This window comes from Haloterrigena sp. H1 (genome assembly GCF_005938085.1).
Lineage (GTDB): Archaea > Halobacteriota > Halobacteria > Halobacteriales > Natrialbaceae > Natrinema.
In genome coordinates, this window is record NZ_SMZK01000001.1 from 2023004 (window position 1) to 2045342 (window position 22339).

The 22339-nt window shown below is 63.4% G+C and carries 18 protein-coding genes; 9 read left to right on the forward strand and 9 right to left on the reverse strand.

Annotated elements, in window-relative coordinates:
• Positions 1–124 precede the first annotated feature (124 nt).
• The 3 genes from E2L06_RS10110 to E2L06_RS10120 all read left to right on the forward strand — a co-directional run bounded on the left by E2L06_RS10110 (position 125) and on the right by E2L06_RS10120 (position 3256).
• Positions 125–1840: a trehalose-6-phosphate synthase gene (locus tag E2L06_RS10110; protein ID WP_138781077.1), complete on the forward strand. Its 1716-nt coding sequence runs from the start codon at positions 125–127 to the stop codon at positions 1838–1840.
• A 3-nt stretch (positions 1841–1843) separates the two neighbouring features.
• Entirely contained in the window at positions 1844–2650 is an 807-nt protein-coding gene (otsB, locus tag E2L06_RS10115; RefSeq protein ID WP_138781079.1) for a trehalose-phosphatase, read from the forward strand.
• Positions 2651–2905: 255 nt separating this feature from the next.
• Entirely contained in the window at positions 2906–3256 is a 351-nt protein-coding gene (locus tag E2L06_RS10120; RefSeq protein ID WP_138781081.1) for a winged helix-turn-helix domain-containing protein, read from the forward strand.
• 91 nt (positions 3257–3347) lie between these two features.
• Here E2L06_RS10120 and E2L06_RS10125 read toward each other — a convergent pair whose 3' ends face one another.
• The 4 genes from E2L06_RS10125 to E2L06_RS10140 all read right to left on the reverse strand — a co-directional run bounded on the left by E2L06_RS10125 (position 3348) and on the right by E2L06_RS10140 (position 7274).
• Positions 3348–4124 carry a peptidase M10A and M12B matrixin and adamalysin gene (locus E2L06_RS10125; RefSeq protein WP_171052341.1) on the reverse strand — a complete coding sequence of 259 codons (777 nt, stop codon included), beginning with the start codon at positions 4122–4124 and terminating at the stop codon, positions 3348–3350.
• An 84-nt stretch (positions 4125–4208) separates the two neighbouring features.
• The gene (locus E2L06_RS10130; RefSeq protein WP_138781083.1) at positions 4209–4475 is read right to left on the reverse strand and encodes a hypothetical protein; all 267 of its coding nucleotides are present in this window, start codon (positions 4473–4475) and stop codon (positions 4209–4211) included.
• 323 nt (positions 4476–4798) lie between these two features.
• Positions 4799–6889: a bacterio-opsin activator domain-containing protein gene (locus E2L06_RS10135; RefSeq protein WP_138781085.1), complete on the reverse strand. Its 2091-nt coding sequence runs from the start codon at positions 6887–6889 to the stop codon at positions 4799–4801.
• A gap of 133 nt (positions 6890–7022) precedes the next feature.
• A complete protein-coding gene (locus E2L06_RS10140) occupies positions 7023–7274 on the reverse strand; it encodes an MTH865 family protein (protein WP_138781087.1) in 252 nt (83 codons plus the stop codon).
• Positions 7275–7466: 192 nt separating this feature from the next.
• On the opposite strand from E2L06_RS10140, the gene E2L06_RS10145 reads away from it, so the two are divergent.
• A complete protein-coding gene (locus E2L06_RS10145; protein ID WP_138781089.1) occupies positions 7467–7853 on the forward strand; it encodes a CopG family transcriptional regulator in 387 nt (128 codons plus the stop codon).
• Between the two features lie 52 nt (positions 7854–7905).
• On the opposite strand, the gene E2L06_RS10150 is transcribed toward E2L06_RS10145, so the two are convergent.
• The 5 genes from E2L06_RS10150 to E2L06_RS10170 all read right to left on the reverse strand — a co-directional run bounded on the left by E2L06_RS10150 (position 7906) and on the right by E2L06_RS10170 (position 15548).
• The gene (locus E2L06_RS10150) at positions 7906–9243 is read right to left on the reverse strand and encodes an RNA-guided endonuclease TnpB family protein (protein WP_138781091.1); all 1338 of its coding nucleotides are present in this window, start codon (positions 9241–9243) and stop codon (positions 7906–7908) included.
• 360 nt (positions 9244–9603) lie between these two features.
• Positions 9604–11205: a cobyric acid synthase gene (locus E2L06_RS10155; RefSeq protein ID WP_138781093.1), complete on the reverse strand. Its 1602-nt coding sequence runs from the start codon at positions 11203–11205 to the stop codon at positions 9604–9606.
• Between the two features lie 55 nt (positions 11206–11260).
• Positions 11261–13213: a serine hydrolase gene (locus E2L06_RS10160; RefSeq protein WP_138781095.1), complete on the reverse strand. Its 1953-nt coding sequence runs from the start codon at positions 13211–13213 to the stop codon at positions 11261–11263.
• Positions 13214–13332: 119 nt separating this feature from the next.
• Positions 13333–14799 carry a hypothetical protein gene (locus E2L06_RS10165; RefSeq protein WP_138781097.1) on the reverse strand — a complete coding sequence of 489 codons (1467 nt, stop codon included), beginning with the start codon at positions 14797–14799 and terminating at the stop codon, positions 13333–13335.
• A complete protein-coding gene (locus E2L06_RS10170; protein ID WP_138781099.1) occupies positions 14796–15548 on the reverse strand; it encodes an ABC transporter ATP-binding protein in 753 nt (250 codons plus the stop codon). Before E2L06_RS10170 ends, E2L06_RS10165 begins: the two co-directional genes overlap by 4 nt.
• A 159-nt stretch (positions 15549–15707) precedes the next feature.
• Between E2L06_RS10170 and E2L06_RS10175 the strand changes: the two genes are divergently transcribed.
• The 5 genes from E2L06_RS10175 (at position 15708) to E2L06_RS10195 (ending at position 21819) form a co-directional block, all read left to right on the forward strand.
• Complete coding sequence (locus E2L06_RS10175) at positions 15708–17156, forward strand: NAD(P)H-hydrate dehydratase (RefSeq protein WP_138781101.1); 1449 nt, start codon at positions 15708–15710, stop codon at positions 17154–17156.
• On the forward strand, positions 17149–17670 hold the full coding sequence (moaC, locus tag E2L06_RS10180) for a cyclic pyranopterin monophosphate synthase MoaC (protein WP_138781103.1): 522 nt from the start codon (positions 17149–17151) through the stop codon (positions 17668–17670). The genes E2L06_RS10175 and moaC overlap by 8 nt, the downstream gene beginning before the upstream one ends.
• A gap of 160 nt (positions 17671–17830) precedes the next feature.
• Positions 17831–19006: a sugar phosphate nucleotidyltransferase gene (locus tag E2L06_RS10185; RefSeq protein WP_138781105.1), complete on the forward strand. Its 1176-nt coding sequence runs from the start codon at positions 17831–17833 to the stop codon at positions 19004–19006.
• A gap of 2 nt (positions 19007–19008) precedes the next feature.
• On the forward strand, positions 19009–20811 hold the full coding sequence (gene glmS / locus E2L06_RS10190) for a glutamine--fructose-6-phosphate transaminase (isomerizing) (protein ID WP_138781107.1): 1803 nt from the start codon (positions 19009–19011) through the stop codon (positions 20809–20811).
• A gap of 180 nt (positions 20812–20991) precedes the next feature.
• The gene (locus tag E2L06_RS10195) at positions 20992–21819 is read left to right on the forward strand and encodes an undecaprenyl-diphosphate phosphatase (protein WP_138781109.1); all 828 of its coding nucleotides are present in this window, start codon (positions 20992–20994) and stop codon (positions 21817–21819) included.
• The last annotated feature ends 520 nt before the right edge of the window (positions 21820–22339 follow it).

Here is a 22339-nt window from a genome sequence, read left to right on the forward strand (position 1 = left end):
GTTCCGGCAGACAGTCTCCGCGAGCGGACAGTCTGCTATCCGTGGGGACTAGTGGGAACCTATTAACCCACCAGCGAGTGCAGGCCGCGAAGCAACGAGTGGAGAGGCTGTGCTGTTTCAGCGAATGCGAGTTCCAGAGCGGTTGCCGACGACGACTGTGCCCGATCGACAGTATCGAACTCGAGCCAGCGACCGCGGACGAACGGCCGACGGGTCCGGAGACGACGGCCCGAACTGTCCCGGATCGCTGATCGTCGTCTCGAACCGCCAGCCGTACCGCCACGAGTTCGAGGCCGAGTCGGCCTCGGACCCTCAGTCCGATCCCAGCAGCGACGAGGACCCGTCGCTGGGAACCGACGGCGGGCTCGCTCGAGCGGCTCGCCAGCGATCGATTACGGTCGACGAGCCGACTGGCGGACTGACCGCTGGCCTCGATCCCGTCGTGCAGGAAACTGACGGGACCTGGATCGCTTGGGGCGACGGCGACGCGGACTTTGCGGTCACGGACGACCGCAACTGCGTGGCCGTCCCGCCGGACGAGGAGGCCTACACGCTGCGTCGACTCGACCTCTCGGAGGAAGCGGTCGACTCCTACTACTACGGCTTTAGCAACCGCGTACTCTGGCCGCTCTGCCACGGCTTTTCGGACCTGGTTGCGGATCGATCGAACGACTTCGAGTGGTACCGGACGGTCAACGAACAGTTCGCCGACGCAGTCACCGACCACGCCGACGAGGATTCCGTGATCTGGCTGCAGGACTACCACCTCGCGCTCGCACCGCGGCTGATTCGCGAATCGGTCCCCGACAGCGCGACCATCGCCCACTTCTGGCATATTCCGTGGCCGACGCCGGCGACGTTTCGGCACTGTCCCGCCGGCGGTCACGTTCTCGAGGGGCTGCTCGGCAACGATCTGCTCGGCTTCCACGTCGAGGGATACGTCGACCGGTTTCTGGACTGTGTCGACCGGTTTCTCCCGGCTGCTACCGTCGACCGAACACGGCGGACGATTCGCTACGACGGGGAGACGACTCGCGTCGTCGCGACCCCGATGGGTGTCGACGCCGAGGGGTACGACAGCGATGCACGCTCGACCGACCGCGACCGCCTCACAGCGCTGTTCGAGGAGTACGGGATTCCACAGGGGACGACGCTTGGACTGGGACTCGATCGCCTCGACTATACGAAGGGGATTCCGGAACGATTGGCCGCGCTCGAGCGGTTCTTCGAGCGCAATCCCGGCTGGCGCGGCGAGTTCACGTTCCTCCAGAAGGCGACGCCCTCGCGGACCGAAATCGGAACCTACCAGCAGTACGGTGACCTCGTTCGCAGCGAGGTCAAGCGGATCAATCGCCGCTTCGAGACCGCCGACTGGCGGCCGATCGTCTACACGGAGGACGTCCTGCCACGGGAAGGGATCTGTGCACTCTATCGCCATGCCGACGTGATGGTCGTCAGCCCGCTGGTCGACGGGATGAACCTGGTCGCACAGGAGTACATCGCGGCGAGTATTAACGGCGATGGCGCGTTACTGTTGAGCGACCGCACCGGTGCCCACGAACGGCTCGGCTCGCACGCCCTGACGATCGACCCCATCGATACCGACGGAACTGCGGCCCAGCTCGAGTACGCGCTCTCGATGTCGGCATACGAGCGCCAGCGCCGACTGAACACGCTCCGCCAGCGCGTCTTCAGCGGCGACATTCAGTCGTGGATGGAAACGCAGTTCGATTGGATCCGACGCGTTCGTGGCGACTCCGAGACTGGCGACGAATCCGGCCGATCCGACGGACGCACCGACTCCGAGTCAGGCTCTCACGAGCCCACGCCGCCGGTGTAACCGATGGCAGCGCCCGACGCACCCCCGCAACCGCTCGAGGAGCAGTTGTCACGGGTTCGGACGACGCTCGCGGACACGACGAAGCTGCTCGTCTGTCTCGATTTCGACGGCACGCTCGCGCCGATCGTCGACGACCCCGACGCAGCGAGGCCGACCGAACGCAATCAGGACGCCGTGGCCACGCTCGCTGACACGCCCGCGGTGACGACGGCGGTCGTCAGCGGTCGCGCTCTGTCGGACGTCCGCGAGCGCATCGATGGCCCATCGATCTACGCCGGGAATCACGGCCTCGAGCTCGCCCGCGAGGGGGACATCTCCATCCATCCGGTCGCACGCGAGCACGCCGCTCGTATCGAACGTCTCTGTGCTGTCCTCGAGGTCGTCCTCACGTCCGTTCCGAACTGCCGGATCGAGAACAAACGCCTGACCGGGACGGTCCACTTCCGCACTGTCCCGCCAGCAGCCGTCCCGATCGTCCGCCGGATCACTCACGATATCGTCGACAGATTCGGTGACGACGCCCTCGAACTCTCTCCCGGCAAGCAGATCCTCGAAATCGGGCCGGATCTGGCGTGGGGGAAAGGAGACGCAGTCGAGGTGATCGCCGCCGACGAACCATCCGAGACGGCCGTTATCTACATCGGTGACGACGTCACTGACGAATCGGCGTTCCGAGCCGTCGAACCGGACGGACTCGGAATCAGGGTCGGCGACGGACCCTCGAGCGCGTCCGCTCGCGTCGACTCGCCGGCGGCGGTCGCAGACTTCCTCTCGTGGCTTGGCTCGACCGGCGTCGACCTGCTCGAGTGATACGGTCTGCTGTCCCGATGTCCCGGCCCGACCGCAGGACGAGTCGCGGGCGCGCCGGCACCCACTGACAGGAGTCCGTATGAGACGCTCTATCGGACACAGGCCGAGCCCATCACCGATCCTGACTCCGTATCACGGTGGTTCATCAGCTGAGATAGCTGAATGCGTATGGTGATGGCCAATGCTGATTGAACCGTTGGGGCCGAAAGAATTAGTTACCACTGGAAATATAGTCCGGTACGAGAGTGAACACACGTGAAACTCCGTCAACCAACTGATTTCCTGATCCTCGAGGCGCTCGAGGACAAAGGCCGCAACGTCGCAACGAATCTGGCTTCGCATACGGGAAAAAGTCGGAAAAACATCAACACGAGACTCCCGGTGCTCGAGGATTATGGGCTCGTCCGCAAAATCGGCCCCGCAGAGCGGTCCGGGCTCTACGAGATCTCCGCGATGGGGAAGGCCGCGCTGGTCTACCAAGACCAGTACGACGAGGCCGACGACTTCGAAGCGCTCATCGAGGGACCAACTGCCAGCGCCGGCACGGATGGCGAGACACAGACGAGTTTCGCCCGTGGTGAACCGGACAGCGACGACGACGAGTGACGAGACACCCGACCCACGGGAGTTACTGCGCCGAATTCGGATGCCTCGAGTGAGCTCGACTCGATTCAGTTCTCTGTGAGACGAGTGGCCGTCACAGGGGCACCTCGCCGTCGTCGGTCGCGAGTTGACGACGTGCACACGAGGAAAAACTGAAGCTGAGTTTTCGGTGCCGGCCGTTCGCGTCGGGGATCGTCGTCCCACACTGCGAGCGATCGCGTTCGTATTCGGGATCCCACGCATAACTGCTGAGCATCGGCGTCGCGACGATGGCGTCGTCGGTGACGAACGCGGTACCGTGTTCGTGACCGAGGCCGAGTGCGTGGCCGATTTCGTGGAGAAGAACGTGCATCGTGTGCGCCGGCGTCGTATTCGGCGCGATCGATCGCGGCCCGTCGTCGACGAGCGTCTCGAACGACTCGAGGGCGGCGATGTGGCGCGCCCCACCGACGGATGCGACGTGCGGGACGCCGTAGCCGGTGGGTGCCGTGTCCATGCTCCCGTCAGTGACCAGCAGGTTGACGTCCGACGCCGGTTCGATGTCGCGCCCACTGAGAGCGCCCGTCGCGACGGCCATTGGCCACTCGCCACGGCTGGTGAGACGAGCAGCGTCCTCGCTCGAGACCGAGACGGTCCCGCCCATCGAGACGTCGAGCGTCCAGTACTCGAACGAGAGCGTCGCGGTGAGATACTCGTGGATCCGCTCGGCTACGCCATCGTACGTCGCGGCTCGTTCGGAGAGCCAGACGCCGATCTCGAGCGTGTCAGTGGCTCCGCGCGTCGTATAGGCAAGCGTCCCGAGCGAGAGCACCGAGCCCACCGTTCCGAGGAGCGCGCGACGATTCACGAGTGCGAGTTTCGAAGCACGCATCCAGTCTCTATGGCTGAACCTGATCGCGCATTAAATCGCCACGAGGCGAGCGCCCGTCGGTGGTTTGCCATGGCGTGACCGAGCCTACGCCGACGGCACGCGCCGAGTGTCGATGACGCGGGCACGCCGTTCAGTGACACGGATCTCGCGTCCCGCCGGCAACTCCTCGGGTTCGATCGGGACCAACAGGAGTAACGCATCGTCGTCGGTTTCGACCAGACGGCGGTGGGGGGTTCGCTGTTGCATGCAAAACGTCCACTCGCCGGTCCGAAGCCGGTGGCGAACCTGCCAGTCGGTGTAGTATCGCCCGTCCGAACCTTCAAACACCGTCTCGAACGGCAGTGCTACCACAGCCACCCCTCGCCCCACGACCGGGCAACGGCTCTCGTCTCGCGCATTCCTATTCGATCGACTGACTGTCACGCGTATTGGTGCTCGGATTCATATAGTCGACATTCAAATATCCATGATAGTCTTCGACGGATGAGAGTCGAGTTTCTGGGCAGCGCTTTCCGGCGTCACACCACCGACACAGCGTCTGTCGAGATCGGTCAGCGGCCGACCGTTGTCCGCCGCTCACTCGTGGGGCGGCTCATACGGTCTACTGTAACGGTTTCTCGGTGAGACCGCAGGGCGGTCGCGATCGCACCGGCACCGACTGACAGGAGTCCGTATCAGTCAGGGCTGGCACTGTCTTCGAAGAACTCCCCGAGAATCGATTTGAGACCCTTTCGAAGGTGTTGGTGCATCGTCGGCGCCGAGATGTTCATCGCCTCGGCGATCTCCTCACCGGTGCTCTTGCGCGGCCAGTCGAAGAACCCACCGTAGTAGGCGAGTCGCAACGTCGTCAGCTGGCGGTCAGTGAGTTCATCGAGAATCCGAGTTCGCCGCTCGGCTGCCGTCCTGACCGTCCGGTCGACCTCTCGTCTGGCGGCGAGTTCGGCCTTCTCGTAGATGTCGGTCAATGCCTCGGCGATCTCTCTGATGTCGGTCTCCTGTGACACCTCGACCAGGCAGATCCCGACGCCGTTCTCGATAGTGACATCTCGGATCGTCGCGCCGTGGTTGGCAAGCGTGCGAACGCCCGATCTCGTGAGCCGCAACTCGATCGTACAGTGCTCCTCGCCGTCGTCGATGAGCCGACACTCCTCGACGGAGTCATGTTCCTTCGCCTCCTCGAGGACCGTCTCACACCCGAGCCCGTCGACTGTCACGTACTGGACGACACGTCCGCTCGACGTGGTACCGGCCCACTCGAGCGAGCCGGTACAGTCGTATCGCTCGGAGAGATCGAAGCAGAACCTGTCGCCGCCGTCGATCTGGAACTCGAGTTCGACGACGGAGTCGGCAAAGAGCAGCTGGCGGTTTTTGACGGCCATGATGGTAAAGCCGATCGTCTCGCCGAGCAGCCTGAAACCCGCCCGTTCGCGCTCGCTGAAGGCGTCATCGCGACTCGCAAGCACGGTGAGAACCCCGTAGGTCACGTCCTCGTGTGTGATGGGAACGACGACGCCGGATCTGACATCGTCTTCGCGGGCCGCCGCCCGGAGTTCGTCCGGAAGCGACTCGTTGTCGATGATACAGTTCGTCGTCTGCAACTCGCTCGTATGGGCTGCCTGCGCGACCGGGCTTTCGTACTCGCCAGTGCACTCACGGACACACTCGAGGACGGCTTCGGCGTCGCCCGCACCGGTCCGGTAGGACAGTCGACCATCGCCGGTCCGTTCGGCGATCCACGAGCCACAATACAGGTCCGAGTCGACGAGCTGTTCGCAGACCTCTCGTTCGATGGTGTCTCTGGCCGGTGCCTCGACGAGCGTCTCGATGATCTGTCTGATGACGGCGTTGATCCGGTTCAACGTCTCGAGTTGGTCCTGTCGCGAACGGAGTCGGCGCTCGCGCTCGACGCGGTCGGTGATGTCTCGTGCCAGCCAGACGACAGCGCGTCGCCCTTGAATCCGCTCGTCGATCGGGACGACGCGGGCCTCGAACTGGCGGCGGCCATCAGTGGTGTCTGCTTGGTACTCGATCGACTGCACGCCGCTAGTTTGGATCGCCTGATCGATGCAGTCCTGTAAGTCCGCCGCGACCGCATCGGGAAACGCGTCCTCGAGCGTGGTGCCGACCAGCTCGTCGGCGGGGATGGTGTAGAGGTCCCCCGATTCGGGACGGACCTTCGCCTCGAGATAGGTGCCGTCCTCGCCGATGACGAACGCTTCGTCGGGGAGTTCAGTTGCGAGGATGCGCTGGTACCGGCTGTCGCCGTCGTCCGATTGAACGCTGGTTTCGCGGATCGTCGGGACGATCCGATCGATCGGGTCTTCGTCGCCGTCCGTCGGTACGTAGTCGGTCGCGTCGGCCCGAAGTGCCACCGTCGCGAGTTGCTCGCTGCCCTCGTGGGGTGCAACGATCGTCGGCACGTCCGGTAACACGGCATGGACACGCCGTAACAACGACTGGATGTCGCCGGGCCGGTCGAGTTCGAGCACGACGGCACCCGGTGTGATCGGCGCTGTCTCGCCGGCGGATCCCGTTTCCGCTGTGCCTGTGGATGCCGATTCCACACCGTGTTCTGCGTTCGTCTCCGTTCCGCCGTCGCGTTCGATGTCGGCGGCCTCGGTCAGCGACTCGAGAGGCGACTCGTGATCACAAACCGTTCGCACGTCGCGCTCGGTCGCCTGCTCGAGCCGTGGCCGAAGACGACTCTCCTGGACGCGGGTATCGATCACGACGACGATCGGTCTCGAGCGTTCTCTCTCGGTCATCTCTGGAGTTCCGTTCGGCCAGTCCGCATCTGGTCTCTTCTCTCACAACTACGCTATGGAATAAAAAGCCTGCTGGTAACCGGCCGACTCGCTTACCTGTCGACGAGAACCCGGACCGACTGCTGTCTGTGGCTTACAGCTCGTCTTGCTTTTCGAGCTCTCGAAGCAGGTCGTCGACGAGGGACTCGACATCATCATAGGGGAAATCGCCACCTGTTGTCTTGGTGTTGAGTTCCATCGCGGTCATCGAGAAGTCGCCGGATTCGAATGTCGTCCCCGGACCGTCAGGTAACGCCGGCACGAGGTCCATCGGACTCGAGACCGGGTAGTCGGCGTCTTCGAACGCGTCGATCATCTGCTCGCGGAGTTCGGTTTCGTCTACCATGACAGTCCGTCCTTTTGCGCGAATCCCAATAACTCTGCAGGTACACACGAACTGGATCTTGAGGCGTGATCAGCGCGTCGCTGTGCGTCTCCGTCGGTTCGGTCACGTCCGACAGCTCGTTTCACTGTTCATTTTCCAATCGAAACGGGATCGGCGAAACAATAATTAATGAGCACCGACCAGTCTAGGGAAATGGCGAAAGATACCGTCAGGTACCCCGACGACGTGGTCGAAGAGATCGATTCGCTCGTCGAAGACGGTATGTTCGAGAGCAAATCCGAGTTCTATCGGTTCTCCGCGGAGTACGTCCTCACGCTGATTAACGACGATCACGACGTCAAGACGTTCAACTTCGACGAGATCCAGGCCGAACTCGATATCAGCGACCGCGACCACGCCGAGGCGCTCGGAACCGACGGTGGCACCTTCTTTCTCGACGCCGTCATCAACGTCCGCAAACACGGGCTGCGCGGCAACTACGAGGCCGCCGAACGCTTCATCGATACCCACTACGACGAGACCGATCAGGAGTGTATCATCCTCGAGGAACTACTCGGAACCTACCGCGACGGGTCATGACATCCTCCGCGCCGTAAACGACGCGGTTTCCTCCGTGGAAGTCTCAGCCGGTCTACGTCTCCCCGGAGGCAACATTCCCGTCACGCTGGATGGTACTCGGGTCTGTGCGCTGTTCGTTGGGACGGTGAGAGCGTGATGACTCTGACCAGTCGTGGTCGTCCCACTGGAACCGCACGGGCCGTGCCATCGGCCTGACTGTGTTGCTCGTCTGCTGCTCTAGGAACGTCTTTGACGCCGTGAGGTCGGCATGGCCCTCGAACCCACACAGACAGGTGAGCGTGTCCTGATACCGTGTCGTTCGGTCTGTGCCCCCGCACTGCGGGCACTCCTGACTCGTCCACGCTTCTGACCGAACCTCGATCGAGATACCGTACTCTTCGGCGGTACAGGCCAGTTGCTCGGTGAACTGCTTGAACGCCCAGAAATTGTGCGTCTTGGCGTTCGTCTCCACTGACCAATGAGTTTCGAGGACATCGGTCAGCCCGCCAATATACACGGCTTCAACGCCATCGTCGTACAATCTTTCGATTAGATCACGACACAACGCTTCTTGAGCGTGGTCACGGCGACGAGTTCGCTTGCGATATAAGCGTCGGATGCGCTCACTACTGTAGCGACCGTCTTCGAGTTTCGACTGAAGCCGGGCGATTTCTCGTGTCGTGTCGCGGAACCGCTGGAATAGGTTACGACCCTCGTACAGATATTGCCCGCCGGTCGTTGTAGTACAGGCGACGAGATTGTTGGCACCAATGTCCAGAGCGGCCTTCTCTGCGGCCAGTGGAGTTGTCCGTGCGTCGTCAGAAACAGTCACGGGTTGCGAAGCTCGGAAGGTGCTATCAGTCTCGTCGTACCACAGGTCCAACCGGCCCTGTTTGTTGTACTCGGGCCAACTTGGGTTTCCAGCAATTTCCAGCCGGAGACGTCCGGTGTGGTCGTATCGGTCTTTCAACTCTTTGCCGACCAGTATCTCAAGACGGGAGCGGTCGCCCCATTCGGCGGTGTATGACGTGTTTCGAATGACGGTCTTGAGTCGGCGTCCGTCGTCCTCGTTCCCACGGAAGCCCGGTGGTTCCGGGTGGTCCGTAACCGACGTGTTCGACTTGTCGTGGTACTGTTCTTTCAGCCGGAAGAATCCGCGCCACGCTTCGCTATTCTTCCGTATCACCTGTTGGGAGGTGGATGCGCCGACCACGCCTTTGTATTTGCCTTCGAGTCGGCCTGTATCGGCGTCCCACACGCCGCCTTCGAAGCCGTTTTCCTCGTTGTACCGCATGAGGCGCTGGTAGTTGACTTCGTTCCAGAGAGCGGCGGAAGCGTCCAACAGGTCCCGTAGCAGTTGCTCTCCGGTATCGGAGAGCGGTCGCACGGCGAACCTGTTGGTGCGCTTCATGCCACAACTATTTTCACGTCGTCGAGTCAAATAAGACTTGTGTGACAATGCGACCAGCAATAGATATTTCGTATGGACTCCACGGACGGGTGAAAGACCACGCTGAAGCAAACAACCTGTCGCTCGATGAGGCGTATGTCGAGGTGCTGGAAACTGGACTCGATACGTTGGAGACCCAGGACGAGCAGTGACACGGTGGTTTCTCCTCGAGGGTTACGCGATTCACGCCCGCCCTGTTCGGCGCTCGGTTCCGACAGCAGCGTGTCGGAACACTCTCGCCTCACGGGAAGGGCGGGGACCCTCTCGCTGTCACAGGTAGCCGCTCGAGCGTCTCTGCTGGTTCGTCTCGTCGGCTATTTTTCACTCGTCGAACGGCTCGCCCAGCACCGCCAGATCGACGTGGTCGCTGACGAGTTGTGCCGCGCGATCGTACGGCGTCGATCCAGCCTCCGTCGCGTCCGGGTCCGTCGACGGTGACGCGTCCGTCTCCGCCCGCGGCGGCCAGTCGACTCCCGCCGTCGTCGCGACGTGTTCCAGAAACGCCGTCCGAACCGATTCGTTGTCGAATAGGCCGTGCAAATAGGTTCCGAGCACCTGTCCGTTGGCCGCACTCGAGTCGCCCAGCGGCCGGTTGACGTCCTCGAGCGCCTGTGTCCGGCCCGCGTGGATCTCGTACCCCGACGCAGGCCCGTCGGCTCCCGACAGCAACGGCGACGCCGACCCGTCGACGGGAACCGATGTCTGCTCGAGGCGCTTGTCCCCCTCGAAGCGGGTTTCGACCGGCAGCAGGCCGAGTCCGTCGACGACATCGTCCGTGCCTGTGCCCTCGAGTGCGGCGTTGGTGATCCGCTCGCCGAGCATTTGGTAGCCGCCACAGACCCCGACGACCGGGCCGTCGAAGGCCGCGAGCGCGTCGGTGAAGCCGGCCTCGTGGAGCGCCAGCAAGTCGTCGACCGTGTTCTTCGTCCCTGGGATGACGACTGCGTCGGCGTCGACTCCCTCGAGCGGGTCAGCTGTCCCGTCGCCGCCGACCGGCACGTAGACCACCGAGACGCCCGGCTCGTCTGCCAGCTCCTCGAGATCGGTCGCGTTCGAGATTCTGGGGAGTCGGGGCACGGCGATTCGGATGCGCTGATCGGCGGGAACGCCGTCGTCATCGCCGACGACGCCTCGCTCCTCGCTGCCGGGGAGGCCGACGCTGTCCTCTTCGGGCAGACCGGGATCGTCGTAGGGGAGCACGCCCAGAATCGGCACGCCGGTTCGGGATTCGATCTCCTCGATGCCGGGCTCGAGCAGCGACGGATCGCCACGGAACTTCGTGATGACCGCGCCGACGATGCGCTCGCGGAGGGCGTCGGGCACGAGTTCGATCGTTCCGTAGAGGCTGGCGAAGGCCCCGCCGCGTTCGATGTCGACCAGCAGGAGGATGTCGGCGTCCGCGAACTCGGCGGTCTCGACGTTCGCGAGGTCCCGATCGTGGAGGTTGATCTCGCCGATGCTGCCCGCGCCCTCGGCGACGATCACGTCGTTGTCGGCCGCCAGTCTGCGGTAGGACTCTTCGGCTGCCTCGCGCGCTCGGTCCCAGTACTCCTCGTAGTAAGTCCCCGCAGGGACGTGGTCGTGAGCCTCGCCCTGCAGGACGAGCTGACTCTCACCGTCCCCACGGGGCTTGAGAAGGACGGGGTTTGTATCGGTTGTTGGTGTCATGCGGGCCGCTCGAGCCTGGACGAACTGGGAGACGCCGATCTCGCCCCACCGAACGTCGGTGGCGGCGTCGGTTTCATCGCCTTGTTTGCCGTCCGCGTCTGGCCGAACGACGACGCGCGCGTTGTTGCTCATGTTCTGGCCCTTGTACGGCGCGACGTCGACCCCACGGTCGGCGAGCAATCGACAGAGACCGGCCGCGACTGTCGACTTGCCGACGTGGCTCGCGGTTCCGGCGATCAGAATCGTCTTCGTCATTCGGCGTTCCCTCGGACGATTTCGCTCGAGTGGCTTCGACGTATCGGTTCGCCCGTCACGGCTGATACCACAGCAGGTTCCAGTAGACGAGCACCCAGCAGATGGCGACGCCGGCGGTGGCGACGGCCGTGTAGTGCAGCCGGGCCGGCAGTCCCCACTGACGCTCGTACCACGCCAACGCCGCCAGCCCGACGGTCAGGACGGTGCCGACCGCCCCGAGCAGTGGCAGCACGAGCAGCAGCCGAAACTGCAGCGGATCGCCGAGCAACAGCCCGGTCGGATCGGTCGCGAGAACAGCACCGAACGCGACGGCAAAGGCGAGAAACGCTCCACTCGTTGCACCCGCGACCCAGCGAGCGTACCGGAGCGGCGGCTCGATTCCCTCGAGAGGTCCGGCCCGCCCGCGGTAGCGTCGCCAGCCGGCAGCCAGCGGCCAGCCGACTGCAGTGGCCAGAAAGACCAGCAGTGAGATCGCGAGCACTGTGAGGTGGACGGTCGGCGTCTCGCGTCTCGAGAGCCGTTCGAAGGCCGTAACCGGGGTGCTGTCGAGAAAGAGGTGTGTGATCTCGCCGTCGTCCTCACGGAAGGCGAGCCGGTTCGTCCCGTCGACTTCTGCAAACAGGAGCGGTTCGACTTCCACCCACTGCGTCGTCTCGCCGCCGAGGGGGTGGGTGACGAGTCGCCCCTCGTCGTCGACCGAAACGGAGATCGCCGAGGCGAACCCGAGGAACTTCTCGGACGTTGTATACGGGAGTCGATTCGAGCGATAGGTGCCGGTAATCGCATCAGCTCGCTCCGGCGGGCCGTCTGACTCGGGCGTCTCCGATTCCGATGGCGCGTCCGCGACGTACTGTTCGAAGAAGGCGTCGACGAATTCCGGTCTCGCCTCGAGTCCGCCGACGCTGTTGTACGAGATGAACACCCCCACATCGTGTTCGGGGAGCAAAAACAGGAGACTGTGAAACAGTTCGGTGTCGCCGCCGTGGCCGACCACGCGGACGCCATTCCTGCTCATCTCGTAGAAGCCAAACGCGATCCCGTTGAGCCGCTCGTCGTGGCCGAACCGCCGGCGGTGCATCTCCCCGACGGATTCCGCCTCAAGCAGTCGCCCATCGTCAGTCGCGCCGTCCTGTAAGAACGCCCGCACGAACGACGCCATGTCGGTCGCCGTGGCGCTCATCGCCCCCGCAGGCGGGATGCCGACGTACTCGAACTCGCCTTCAGTACGGCCATCCGTTCCGTATCCCTTCGAGAGATCGGCCGCGAATTCGTCCGGAGCCGGCTGGTCGAACGTGCTTCGATCCATCGAGAGCGGCTCGAAGATGTCTTCTTCGACGACCGTCTCGAACGACGCGCCAGCGGTTTCGGCGACCAGTTGACCGGCGAGCGCCGACCCGTAGTTCGAGTAGGCCGCAAACTCCCCCGGCGGCCGGACCCGCGACGGCTGTTCAGTTCGAAGCATCTCCGCGAGCGGCCGCAGCTCCGATTCGCTCCGGACGAACGTCCCCCGGACGCGTTCCTCGAAGCCGGGAGTGTGCGTCGCGAGGTGATCGAGTCTGATCGGCTCGTCGTACGTCTCAGGGAGATCGACCGCCTCGAGTGCCGCGTCGACGTCTTCGTCGATCGCAAGGTCACCCCGTTCGACCGCCTGCATGGCGGCAGTCCAGGTGAACAGTTTCGACACCGACCCGATCCGAAAGAGCGTCTCTTCGGCGTCGACTGGCGTTTCCGCTTCGACATCGGCGTAGCCGTACCCCTTCGCGAACTCGTCGTCACCGTCGACGACGGCGACCGTCGCGCCCGCGATGTCGTGGCTCTCGAGATGTGCCTCCATTACGCCGTCGAGAAACGCCTCGAACGCGTCGAGATCGGCGAGAGGATTCACTTGCTGCTGGATCGGCTCCGTCCCCGTCTGGGCTGCGCTCACGGTTGTCGGTGCGGCCACTGTTGCACCCGCGGCTCCGATGCCCGCGAGGACCGATCGCCGCGTCGGGTCGGGTCGACTCACGGATTCCGCCACCTGTGGACACAGACTCCGACTCGCTCGATAGCGCTCACGGCCGTCGGTTTGTCCTCCCGACAAATAGCTCGTGATGATAACTCCCGTACCGTGAGAGTCAGCGATCGTCACTCCCGTCGATATCGCCGCTCCCAGCGCGGCCCGGCGCGACTCGAGAGGACGATCCCAACGACACCCATCAAGACCCCGCCGACGCTGAGCGCAGCAGCGAGTTCGAGCGACGGCGGGACGACGACGAAGCCGGCGACCAGCGTCGGCACGAGCGCGATGGCAACGCCGATGGTAAACGTCGCGAAGCGGACAGCATCGAAGAGGAACTCGTTCGGATCGAAGCCAGCGATGTAGACGGTCAGGCCGTAGTAGTACAGCGCGTAGCCAGCCAGCAGGATCGCGCCGACGACGGCATCCAGAAGCGTCGCCTCGAACCAGACGACGGCCGCGAGGTAGGGCACGGCGACCGTCGGTGAGCCCACGAGGACGAAGGCGATCCGTTTGGCCCGGAAGACGTCCGCGACCGAGACCGGATAAGTGAGATAGGCATCGAGCGAGTCGAACTGCGTCAGCCAGTTGTAGGTCGTAAACGCCGAGAGCCCGAGGACGCCGCCGAAGAAGATCCCTGGCGCGGGCGCGATGCCGGTGATCGAGTCGACGACGCCGACGAACGCGGCCACGAGTGCCAGCAGGATCGACGCCGAGACGAACGGCTTCCAGACGCCACCTGACGAGCGCGCGAGGTCAAGCAGCGACTTCGTGACTAACGGGGAGTTCTCGAGGGGCAGTGCCCCGCTGAGGCGAGCAAAGCGATCGGTCGCGGTCCGCGAGGGCCGACCGTACGTTGGATCGTAAGCCGCGAGCGAGACCGTCGCGACGGCGATGGTGCTGACGGCCAGCCCCCCAGCGGCGATCGCGGAGCCGCGCACCGGCACCAGAACGGACTGGACGACGCCGAGACTGCCCGTCGCCCAAGTGCCGACGACGGTGAGGCCGATCACCAGCCCGATGGCCCACGGCGGCACGCCCCGGGTCCGGACGGCGATTAGCGCGACGGTCATCGCCATTCCGACCGCGAAGACGAGACAGAGCGACAGCCAGAACAGCCCGACTGCGAGCGGCGTCGCAGCCGAGAATCCTGTTAGGGCTGCGCTCGAGAGCGCCATCGGCAACACGAATGCAACGCCGTAGAACAGGGCGTCTTTCAGAAGGAAGACGCCGAGCAACCGCCGTCGCGAAAGCGGCAGCGTCGTTGACGACGAGAGCAACAGCGACAGTCGGCCGAAGACGTTCTCGAGCATGTCCGACCCCGCGAAACCGGCGGTGCCGCTATAGAGGCCGAAGCCGACGGCGAGCGCGTGCAGGCCACCGACGATCGTTCCTTGCGCAGTACCGGTCTCGAGCAGCGCGACCGTCGCGCTCACGGCGAGGACGGCGATGACGACCGGGAAGAGCGCAAATCGCCAGCCGCCGAACAGCTGGGTGTGCATGCGCCACTCCTCGCGGAAGAGCACCGCGAGCAGCCGCCGGGTCGAAAGGCCGCCTCCCGAATCTGGCCGATCGCTCGTCGTGGACCCAGTCATGAGCCCAGGTGCTCGAGCGACGGCGTGTCTCGCGTCTCTTCGGCCTCGACGCGCTCGAGGAAGATTTCGAGCAGCGAGTCATCACGATTACCCTCGAGCGAGCGTTCGGTCACGAGCTGGCCGTCGGCGACGATGCCGACACGGGTACAGATCTCCTCGGCGACGTCGATGTTGTGCGTCGAGACGAAGACGGCGTTGTCGCCGGCCGCATACGAGACGAGAAAGCGCTTGACTTGCTCTTGGACGAGCGGGTCGAGGTTCGCCAACGGCTCGTCGATGAAGACCACGTCCGGTTCGTGGATGAACGCCTGCGTGATCATCACCTTCTGTTGCTGGCCACGGGAGAGGTCGGTATGCAGCGTATCCAGCTTGCTTTCGAACCCCAGTCGCTCGGCCCATGCCGCCGTCCCCTTGGCGACCCGGTCGGCCGAGAGCTCGCGCACCTCGCCGACGAACTCGAGGTACTCACGCGGCGTCAGAAAGCTCGGTGGCGATCCCTGTTCTGGCAGAATGCCCACCCGACGGCGCGTTTCGAGAGGTTCCGTCGCCGGATCGGTCTCGAGGACGCGGACCGTTCCGGCGTCCGGCTGAATCTGCCCGGTTAGCGTTCGGATCGTCGTCGTCTTCCCGGCGCCGTTCGGACCGAGAAAGCCGTACAGTTCGCCGCGCTCGACGGTGAAGTTCATCCCGGCGACCGCCTCGACGGACCCGTAGGACTTTCGCAGCCCGTCTACGCGAATTGCACCCATTTGAACGCCAACCCATTCACACGAACTGATATTAACGATACTGGTCGCGGAATCCACACGCGCTCAGTTCGTGCCACGCTTGGCCAGCGATCGGTGACGACCACCGAACGAGTTGCACTGTCCGCAATCTTCAACGGTCGGCCGACCGAACCCTCGTGTATGATTACAGGCGAGCGAATGGCCGCTGTCGACGCGAACGCCGCGGCACTGGGCGTGCCACGAAAGCAGTTGATGGAGTCGAGCGGACACGCGGTCGCTCAAGCGCTCCGAGAGATCGCCGACCCGGGCGCTCGAGTCGTCATCGTCGCCGGCCGCGGGAACAACGGCGGTGACGCGTTCGTCGCCGCCCGGTTTCTGGACGCATACGATGTCACCACGCTACTGCTCGGCCGTGCCGACCTGATCGGGTCCGACATCGCCCGTGAGAACTGGGACGCGCTCGAGCAGGCCGACTACGACACCTGCGAGGTGACAGACTCGAGCGCCCTCGCAGCCGACTCGGATGCGTTCGATCTTGAGGAAGCGGACGTGATCGTCGACGCGATGCTCGGCACGGGCATCAGCGGCGACCTTCGGGAACCGGCAGCGACCGCAGCGGCGGCGATCAACGACGCCGACGCGACCGTCCTCGCGGTCGACGTGCCCTCCGGGTTCGACGCTGACGGCGGCGATCACGCGGCCAACGGTGTCGAGGCCGACCGTCTCGTCACCTTCCACGACACGAAACCGGGACTTGACGACCTCGACGCCGATGTTACCGTCGCGGACATCGGAATCCCAGCCGCCGCAGAACAGTTCGTTGGCCCCGGCGACGTTGCCCTCGCTCGACCCCACAGTCGCGATGGCCGCGTCTTCGTCATCGGCGGCGGCCCCTACACCGGCGCGCCGGCACTCGCGGCACAGGCAGCGCTCCGTGCCGGGGTCGAACTCTCCTTCGTTGCCGCGCCGGAATCCGTCGCCGGCGAGATCCAGAGCTATGCCGAGGATCTCATCGTCCAGCCTTACGGAAGCGATCGCCTCTCGCCCGACCAAGCAGACGAACTCGCCGAGACAGCCGAACGCCACGACGACATCGTCGTTCTCGGTCCCGGTCTCGGTACCGCAGATGAGACGCTCGAGGCGACGCGTCAGTTCCTCGCGTCCTACACGGGGCCGGCGGTCGTCGACGCCGACGCGCTGTCGGTTGTCCCCGAGATCGACACCGAGGCGACGCTCGTCTGTACGCCCAATCGCCGCGAACTCGCCCGAATGGGCGGGCCGGACACCGACTCGCTACGCGACGCAGCAGACGAGATCGAGGAATTTGCAGCCGACCTGGGCCACGTCGTCCTCGCGAAAGGCGTCGACGACGTGATAACCGACGGCGAGCGCACCCGGATCTGCCGGTCGGGCACGCCTGGGATGAAAGTCGGCGGCACCGGTGACTTGCTTGCGGGGATCGTTGCGGCGCTGCTCGAGGAAGCCGACCCGCTCGAGGCCGCGACAGCCGGTGCGTACGTCAACGGCGTTGCAGGCGAGCGCCTCGCCGACACCGATGCGCTCGGCGTACTCGCCTCAGAGATGCTCGACGAAATCCCCGCGGCGCTGTGGGGTGAGGCAGATGAGTGAGAACGACGACGCGGCAGACGCGAGCGGAGACGACCACGCAGCCGACGACCTCACCCACACTACCGACGAAGGCGATGTCCAGATGGTCGACGTCGGCGACAAACCCGACAGCGAGCGTCGCGCGGTCGCGGCTGGCGAGATTCGGCTCCAGCCGTCGACGATCGAGGCCATCCGCGCAGATCAGGTGGGCAAAGGCGACGTGCTCGCGACTGCCCGTGTCGGGGCGATCCAGGCTGTCAAGCACACGTGGGAGACGATTCCAATGTGCCATCAGATTCCGATCACGAACGTCGATACTGACTTCTCGCTCGCCGAGGACCGAATCGAGCTTCGGGTTGCCGTCGAGACGACTGGAAAGACGGGTTGTGAGATGGAGGCCCTCGAGGGCGTGACGACCGGTCTCAACGTCGTCTGGGACATGGTCAAGGCCGTGGAGAAAGACGATGCGGGTCAGTATCCCGATACCGGGATCGAAAACGTGCGGGTGCTCACGAAGGAAAAACAGCGCGCGTGACCTGAGTTTGAGGGATACGGGTCGAGACAGCTGAGCGCCTCTTCTTTGTTTTTCGAATCTCAGGCTCCCCTTCGTGTACTACCGAACCGGTCTCGAATGATAGTTCAAGTGAAAATCCGATCCACAAGAACAATAGTCGTCCATTACTGTCATTCTTGACATGCCAATCAGTTCTGCGGTGGTCCTTGCAGCCGGCGAAGGGGCCAGACTTCGGCCGCTGACGAAGCATCGACCGAAGCCGATGCTTCCCGCAGCGGCCAAACCCATACTCGAGCACGTCTTCGATGCGCTCGTCGACGCCGACATCACTGAGATTACCGTCGTCGTCGGTTACGGTCGCACGCACGTGCAGTCGCATTTCGGCTCGACGTACCGCGGCGCGTCGATCGACTACATCATACAAGACAAGCAACTCGGCAGTGGCCATGCGCTTCTGAAAACCGAACCAGAGGTTTCGGGCCCGCAGCTTGTTCTCAACGGCGATCAGCTCGTCGAACAGGGCCTCATCGAGGACGTTCGCGAGGCCCACAACAACGATGCCATTGCGACGCTCGGACTCGTTCGAGATGGGGACATCGCCAACTACGGCGGCGTAATCCTCGAGGACGGTGAGCACGTCTCAGAGATCGTCGAACGGCCCCATGACGACCGCAGTTATCATCTTAACGCAGGCGTCTATGCGTTCGAACCAGAGATCTTCGAATACCTCCGTGGTCCGGAACCACAGTTCAACGAATACTCGCTCGTCGACGGCATTGCGAACGCGATCGACGCAGGCGAAACTGTTCGCGGTGTCAACTCTGACGGGTTCTGGTACGACGCGACGTATCCATGGGACTTACTCGAGGTAACTGAGACGCTCCTCGGGAGTACAGACGGCGTCGAAAGCACGGTCTCGACCGACGCCCGGGTTCACGAGTCCGCGACGGTTATCGAACCGGTCGTGATTTCGACGGACTGTGTCGTCGGTCCGGGGAGCGTCGTCGGCCCGAACGTCGCGCTCGGCGAGAACGTGACGGTAGGGGCAAACGCAGTCGTCAAAAACAGTGTCGTCGATGCAGACACTCGTGTCGGGGCGAACGCGACGCTCATCGATGGCGTGACCGGCCATGGCGTCCAGATCGGCGCTAGCTCGACAATCGTCGGCGGCCCTGGCGATGTCCGCGTTGGCGATCGAGTCCACGAGAACGAGCGGTTAGGCGCACTGCTCGCGGATCGCGTTCACGACGAGGGCGGTGTGACCTATGCGCCGGGAACGATCGTCGGCTCTGATGCCGTCATCACCGCCGGTACGGCTGTCCAAGGGACGATCGATGGCGAAACGGAGGTGCAGTGACGATGTGTGGAATCGTCGGGTACGTTGGGGCGTCCGACGGTGTCGATGCCGTCGATGTCGTCCTCGATGGCCTGTCAAGTCTCGAGTACCGTGGCTACGACTCCGCTGGTCTCGCTGTGCCGACGCCGTCGATAACAGTTCACAAGACAGAGGGTGAGCTGTCAGCACTCGAGAGCACGGTTCCGAGGACTGACCTCGAGGGGTCACTGACTGGGATCGGCCATACGCGCTGGAGCACGCACGGTCCCCCATCCGATGTGAACGCACATCCACACCGCGACGAAGCGGATCGCGTTGCCGTGGTTCACAACGGCATCATCGAGAACTACCAGCGGCTGCGCGACGACCTCGCCGACGCTGGAATCACGTTCCAGAGTGAGACCGACACCGAAGTCGTCCCACAGCTGATCGGACAGTATCTCGACCGCGGCGCGGCTCCCGAGGAAGCGTTCCGACTGGCGATCGACCAACTCGAAGGCAGTTACGCGATCGCCGCTGTCTTCGACGGCTCGGAGACGGTGTATGCGGCTCGACAGGACTCCCCTCTCGTCGTCGGCCTCGGCGAGACTGGGACGTATCTCGCGAGTGATGTCCCCGCGTTCGTCGATCACACGGACCGCGTCTGTTATCTCGAGGATGGCGATTTCGTTCGGCTGACCGCCGACGGTGCTGTCATCACCGACTCGGAGGGCAACCCCGTCGATCGACCGACCGAAACGGTTGCGTGGGACCCCGAAGATGCGGAAAAAAGTGGCTACGACCACTACATGCTCAAGGAGATCCACGAGCAGCCGAAAGCCCTGCGGCAGTGCCTGCGGGGTCGAATCGACGAACTCGACGGCACGGTCGATCTCGAGGATCTGGCTGACCTCGATCACGAGGGGCCGATTCAGTTCGTCGCCTGCGGAACGTCGTATCACGCGGCGCTATTCGGTGCTGAGCGGCTCCGAACGGCTGGAGTTCGCGCGCAGGCGTTTCTCGCCAGCGAGTACGCGAGTGATCGCATCCCCATTGATGAGGACTCTCTCGTCGTCGGTGTCACGCAGAGCGGCGAGACGGCAGACACACTCCGTGCGCTGCGAGAAGCAGACCGCGCTGGGGCGACGACGCTCGCGGTGACCAATACGGTCGCCAGTTCGGCCGCACGGGAGTGTGACCACGCACTCTATATCAGGGCCGGTCCAGAGATCGGCGTCGCCGCGACGAAGACCTTCGCAAGCCAGCAGTTGGCACTCGCCCTCTTGGCATTCACGCTCGGTGACGGACCGACTCGCGAAGAGCTCGAGGCACTCCGGGATATTCCCGGCCAGGTCAGGACTGTCCTCGAGACGACGGACGCCCGGGCGATCGCCGAGGAGTACGTCGATGCCGACGCTTACTTTTTCATCGGCCGTGGGTACCACTACCCGGTCGCGCTCGAGGGGGCATTGAAAATGAAAGAGATAACCTACCGGCACGCGGAAGGGTTCGCGGCTGGTGAGCTGAAACACGGCCCGCTCGCACTCGTGACCGAAGACACGCCAGTATTCGCGGTCGTCACCGGTGATGGCGAGACGGCCCGGAAAACTATCGGGAACGTCAAAGAAGTCGAAGCCCGCAACGCGCCCGTCGTGGCGATCACCGACGGCAAGTCCGACATGGGGCGGTACGCCGATCACGTCCTTGAGATTCCCGCCGTCGGCGATCTCGGTGGGTCCGTGCTCGCGAACATTCAGTTACAACTGGTCGCCTATTGGGTTGCGAACCTGCTTGGCCGTTCCATCGATAAACCGCGTAATCTGGCCAAGAGCGTCACAGTCGAATAGTGAATGCGAACGGTCGATTCCGACCTACTGCACTACGCAGTTAGAGCGGGAGTCCACTGACAAGCCTCGGGGTCGTTCGGAAGATCTTCGATCTTCCGTGATGACGAGACGTCGGAGGCGTCTCGAACCACTTGACCCGAGGCAGTTGACTTAAGTTGTCGCACTATCGCATCATCATCAGTGAGCCGAATCGACCTCGTCGTCGCAATTCTCGCCGGAATCGTTCAGGGAGTCGTCGAGTGGTTGCCCGTCTCGAGTCAGGGCAACCTGGCGCTGTTCCTGACGGTCGCGGGCACCGACCCTGCAGTTGCGGTCCAACTGGCGCTGTTCTTGCAGGTCGGCACGACGCTCTCGGCAGCGGTCTACTACCGCGACGATATTGCGACGGCCATCCGGGCAGTGCCCGGCTGGCGACCCGACAGCGCGTACGCTGGCGAGAACGCCATCGCGTCGTACGTCGTCGTCGCCACGCTAATGACTGGCGTCGTGGGAATCCCACTGTACGTGTATGCGGTTGATCTCGCCGGCCAGCTTACCGGCGGCATCTTCATCGCGGTTATCGGTGTCCTCCTGGTGCTCACGGGTATCCTTCAGCTCGCCTCGGAGTCGGTGTCAATGGGGATCCGTGACGCGCCGACGCTACCTGACTCGATTCTTGTCGGCGCCGTTCAGGGCGTCGCGATCCTTCCAGGAATCTCACGATCCGGTATCACGACGAGCGCACTGTTGTTTCGGAGCTACGATCCGCCGGCAGCGTTCCGACTTTCTTTTCTGTTGTCGATCCCTGCCAGCCTCGGTGCGGCTGCCCTCACTGTCACGGGTGCCGGTGGCCTTCCCGGTATCGAACCAGTACCTGCGCTGGCGGCACTGAGTGTCAGTTCCTTTGTCGGCTATCTCACCATCGACGCCCTCATGCGTATCGTCGATCGCATCCCGTTCTGGGTCGTCTGTTTCGGACTCGGCGGGCTCGCGATCGTCGGCGGCGGGATTGTTTCCGTCGTCGTGTGACTAATTGTTGAGCCACGCCACCCACCGATCGTCATAATCATCTTTAGCCCCCGCAAGGTGGTGTTGTGCGGCAATAGAACGGAATTCTAGGAACAGAGAAGAAGGACTCGAGATAATCTCCCAACTCGAGTAGACACCCTCAAATTGGTGTCGTGAAGCAAAGCGGGCATCCCAGAAGCGTAATCACGCCAGCAAACACGACCGAAACGTGATGGCTGAAGTCCCATAATCGACTTCCGTCTATCGGTTTTGAACTGCCGATGTCTACCATCTACTCGAGAAGCGAGAGAGATTTTCCCCACTCATAGAGCGACCTCGATCACCAGTGCGTAGAGCGACTCGAGAAAACCCAGACAAAGAATCCCGAGAAGGAGGTCTATTCAACCGATTTTATGTGATTGAGGTGTGGGTCTATACCACCATTCGCCGATTTCAATCCCGACTCGAGTATGAGAACCAATTTCTGCGAGCTACGATCTCAACAGCCAACCCACCGCTCGAGCAATCTCCGTCCTAGGTT

Bases quoted from the DNA above. Each gene is read 5' to 3' on its own strand.
- E2L06_RS10110 (WP_138781077.1), top strand. From the start codon at position 125: ATGCGAGTTCCAGAGCGGTTGCCGACGACGACTGTGCCCGATCGACAG.
- otsB (WP_138781079.1), top strand. From the start codon at position 1,844: ATGGCAGCGCCCGACGCACCCCCGCAACCGCTCGAGGAGCAGTTGTCA.
- E2L06_RS10125 (WP_171052341.1), bottom strand. From the start codon at position 4,124: ATGCGTGCTTCGAAACTCGCACTCGTGAATCGTCGCGCGCTCCTCGGA.
- E2L06_RS10135 (WP_138781085.1), bottom strand. From the start codon at position 6,889: ATGACCGAGAGAGAACGCTCGAGACCGATCGTCGTCGTGATCGATACC.
- E2L06_RS10140 (WP_138781087.1), bottom strand. From the start codon at position 7,274: ATGGTAGACGAAACCGAACTCCGCGAGCAGATGATCGACGCGTTCGAA.
- E2L06_RS10145 (WP_138781089.1), top strand. From the start codon at position 7,467: ATGGCGAAAGATACCGTCAGGTACCCCGACGACGTGGTCGAAGAGATC.
- E2L06_RS10150 (WP_138781091.1), bottom strand. From the start codon at position 9,243: ATGAAGCGCACCAACAGGTTCGCCGTGCGACCGCTCTCCGATACCGGA.
- E2L06_RS10155 (WP_138781093.1), bottom strand. From the start codon at position 11,205: ATGACGAAGACGATTCTGATCGCCGGAACCGCGAGCCACGTCGGCAAG.
- E2L06_RS10165 (WP_138781097.1), bottom strand. From the start codon at position 14,799: ATGACTGGGTCCACGACGAGCGATCGGCCAGATTCGGGAGGCGGCCTT.
- E2L06_RS10170 (WP_138781099.1), bottom strand. From the start codon at position 15,548: ATGGGTGCAATTCGCGTAGACGGGCTGCGAAAGTCCTACGGGTCCGTC.
- E2L06_RS10175 (WP_138781101.1), top strand. From the start codon at position 15,708: ATGATTACAGGCGAGCGAATGGCCGCTGTCGACGCGAACGCCGCGGCA.
- moaC (WP_138781103.1), top strand. From the start codon at position 17,149: ATGAGTGAGAACGACGACGCGGCAGACGCGAGCGGAGACGACCACGCA.
- E2L06_RS10185 (WP_138781105.1), top strand. From the start codon at position 17,831: ATGCCAATCAGTTCTGCGGTGGTCCTTGCAGCCGGCGAAGGGGCCAGA.
- glmS (WP_138781107.1), top strand. From the start codon at position 19,009: ATGTGTGGAATCGTCGGGTACGTTGGGGCGTCCGACGGTGTCGATGCC.